The 3,034-nt window shown below is 65.5% G+C and carries 2 protein-coding genes and 1 tRNA gene; 1 reads left to right on the top strand and 2 read right to left on the bottom strand.

The features are described 5' to 3' along the window. Positions 1 to 87: 87 nt before the first annotated feature. Positions 88 to 160: transfer RNA gene (locus tag A5779_RS14595), tRNA-Arg, on the bottom strand. A gap of 239 nt (positions 161 to 399) precedes the next feature. Between A5779_RS14595 and mraY the strand changes: the two genes are divergently transcribed. Beyond that, a complete protein-coding gene (gene mraY / locus A5779_RS14590) occupies positions 400 to 1,479 on the top strand; it encodes a phospho-N-acetylmuramoyl-pentapeptide-transferase (RefSeq protein WP_064883032.1) in 1,080 nt (359 codons plus the stop codon). Positions 1,480 to 1,502: 23 nt separating this feature from the next. Here the strand turns inward: mraY and A5779_RS14585 are convergent. Beyond that, the coding region (locus A5779_RS14585) for an arabinosyltransferase C-terminal domain-containing protein (protein ID WP_165609785.1) at positions 1,503 to 3,034 on the bottom strand (1,532 nt) is incomplete at its 5' end.

Genomic DNA, 3,034 nt, shown 5'->3' with positions numbered 1-3,034 from the left:
TAGGTGTAAAGCATCAGCCGAAACACTGTCAGCCATCAACCGGAGACAAAACGTCAAGCATCACCCGACGTCATACAAAAACGTGAGTGCCCCCGGCAGGATTCGAACCTGCGACACCGGCTTTAGGAGAGCCGTGCTCTATCCCCTGAGCTACGGGGGCTCGGGACCTATCGAGATAGGTGTTCTACAACCCTAAGGGACGACTCATCGTAGTTGGCGAAGCGCCGATCAGCGGCATCGGGGCTGTCGCGGGGTGGTGTTCATGTCGGCCGAAAGCCACGAGGAGATTGTCCCGGCGCTCGCGTAACAGCGGATCGGCCATACTGGCCCGATGGGGGGATTGGCTTTCAATCGGGTGCAGTTGTCGACCGGATCACGCGGTAGCGGCCGGCGTCGCCGATGAGCCACATACTGTTCGCCGCGGGCATCGCCGTTGTGGTCGCGCTTCTGCTGACCCCCGTGCTGATCCGGATGTTCACCCGGCTGGGGTTCGGCCAGGAGATCCGCGACGACGCCCCACAGACCCACCAACGCAAGCGTGGCACCCCGACAATGGGTGGTCTGGCCATCCTCACCGCGATCTGGGCCAGCTATTTGAGCACCAACCTCATCGGGCTCGCACTCGGGGGAGGCGGCCCGTCGGCATCTGGTCTGCTGGTCCTCGGATTGGCCACTGCACTGGGTGCGGTCGGCTTCACCGACGACTACATCAAGTTGCGGCGCGCACGCAATCTCGGCCTGAACAAGAGAGCCAAGTCTGCTGGGCAACTCGTCGCCGGAGTGCTTTTCGCCGTGCTCGCACTGCAATTCCGTAACCCTGACGGTCTCACACCGGCAAGCACCCAACTGTCCTACGTCCGTGAGATCGCCTCGTTCGCGCTGCCGGCCGTGGTGTTCGTCCTGTTCTGCATCATCGTGGTCTCGGCCTGGTCGAATGCCGTCAACCTCACCGACGGACTCGACGGACTCGCCGCGGGGACCATGGCGATGGTGAGTGCCGCCTACGTGCTCATCACATTCTGGCAGTTCCGAAACGCATGTGCCGTCACCGCGGAAGCCGGGTGCTACCACGTCCGCGACCCTCTCGATCTGGCCCTCGTCGCCGCTGCCACCGCCGGCGCCTGTATCGGATTCCTTTGGTGGAATGCCGCACCCGCCAAGATCATCATGGGTGACACGGGTTCGCTCGCGTTGGGTGGCATCATTGCCGGCTTATCGGTGGTCAGCCGCACCGAGCTCCTGGCCGTCATCCTCGGTGCCCTGTTCGTGGCCGAGGTGACTTCCGTCGTCATCCAAGTCGTGGCGTTCCGCACCACCGGACGACGGGTCTTTCGATTGACCCCGCTTCACCACCACTTCGAGCTGATGGACTGGCCGGAAAGCGCACTGACGATACGGTTCTGGCTGATTGCCGCAATCGCCAGTGGCCTCGGAGTCGCGCTCTTCTACGGCGAGTGGTTGACGGCTGTCGGAGCCTGAGCGCTGGGCGGACGGCGGAGCACTCACGGACCGATGCGGATCGCGCCGGGACTCCATAGCCCACTGCGAGTGGCAGTTCCGAGCTGCAGGGCAGCTTCGGACGCGTCGACTACGGGGGTGAAGCGGCGCAGGGAACCCCAGTCGCGGCCCCAGTCCCGGGACAGGTACGTGGGCATGACATGAGCCCGCAGCATCAGATCGGTGATACCCAACGGGCCGCCGTTGTCGCCGGACTGCCAGGTGTCCGGCATCTCGACCTTGGCGGGGTAGTCCGGTGAGATCCGATAGGTGGGGATCTGCATGACGCCGTTGGCGTGCAACATGGGCTGCTGGCACGGAAAGACCAATCCCACAGCCCAATCCAGCAGTATCGGCTGCGTGGAGCCGAGGTATTCCTGCATCGACCGGAGCTCAGGCACCCGCGGCGGAGTGATCGCGACCCAATCTCCCGGGTCCAGTGAGCGGTCGTCGGCGACAATTCGGACGTAGGAGGCGTCGGCGGGGATGGCGGCGCGGGCGAAACGTAGGTTGCGCCAGGCTGGTTGCGGCCCGATGTCGTAGGGGGACAGTCGTCCGCCTGCCACCGGTGCACCGCCGGGGCCGAGTGTGCCGTATTCCAGGGCGACGGTCTGGGCAGCGGTGTGCCCGGAGAGGACGCTGTCGCCGGTGATGGTGCCTGCCGCAGTGATCGCCACGAGCGGGTGGGCGTCGTCGGCGGCCGGAAGCCGATACCACGCGGAGGTCAGCGTGCTGACCTGTTGAGGGCCGGCGGTGAAGCTTCCGGCCACCGGCACGCGGGTTGGATCGAGACCGTAGGGCAACACGACGCTGGAGCCGTTGACCCCGGGCTGATCCAGTGCGGTGGGCGCATCCCAGTCGTAATCGGTTCCGGATTTCGCCTGGCTCTGCCAAACAGCTTCTGCCAGTGTGTGTTCAGGAAGGCCATTCGGGTTGAAACCGATCGGCTCGGTGCCGCCCAATGCACCCAGGGGACCGTCGCGCCCGTGCAGTGGTGCCAGGAATCCGGCGTTGGCGTCGGGTTCGACGAGAACATCGTCGGCCAGCCCGCATCCGGCGGCCAACTCACGCAGGTTGGCCCAGCCGTTGGAGTAGCTGGGGTACTGCTTGACCGCGCCGGTCAGCATCGATCCGGTGCACACCAGCACCATCAGCCCAGCGGCCACCGGCAGCGGTGCTGCGGTCAGCGCCCGGGCCAGTCGCGCCGGAGGTCGCCGCGGTGGGACCAGGTGTAGCCAGCCGGCATAGCCCGCGGCCGCGAGAGACAGCCAGAGGAACACCGCGCTCGCGGTGACCGGGCCCCAGTGCGGACTGCTGTCGTTGAACGGCACCCCGTAGCTGGAGACGTACCAAAACCCGTTGGTGGAGGCGAAACACAAGGCCAGAACCAACAGCACGATGGACACAAACGCCGTCTGATTGCGTCGTGAACGCAGCACCGTCGGACCGAAGAGCACCGTGGTCACCGCTGCCATCGCGGCGCCGGCGGCGGCGAACAGCCCGAAATGGTGGATCCACTTGGTCGGGGCGAACGTCA

The sequence above is a fragment of the Mycolicibacterium peregrinum genome, assembly GCF_001665625.1.
In the GTDB taxonomy this organism is placed as follows: domain Bacteria; phylum Actinomycetota; class Actinomycetes; order Mycobacteriales; family Mycobacteriaceae; genus Mycobacterium; species Mycobacterium peregrinum_B.
The sequence above is the reverse complement of the archived record's forward strand: the minus strand, read 5'-3'. Positions and strand labels throughout refer to the sequence as shown.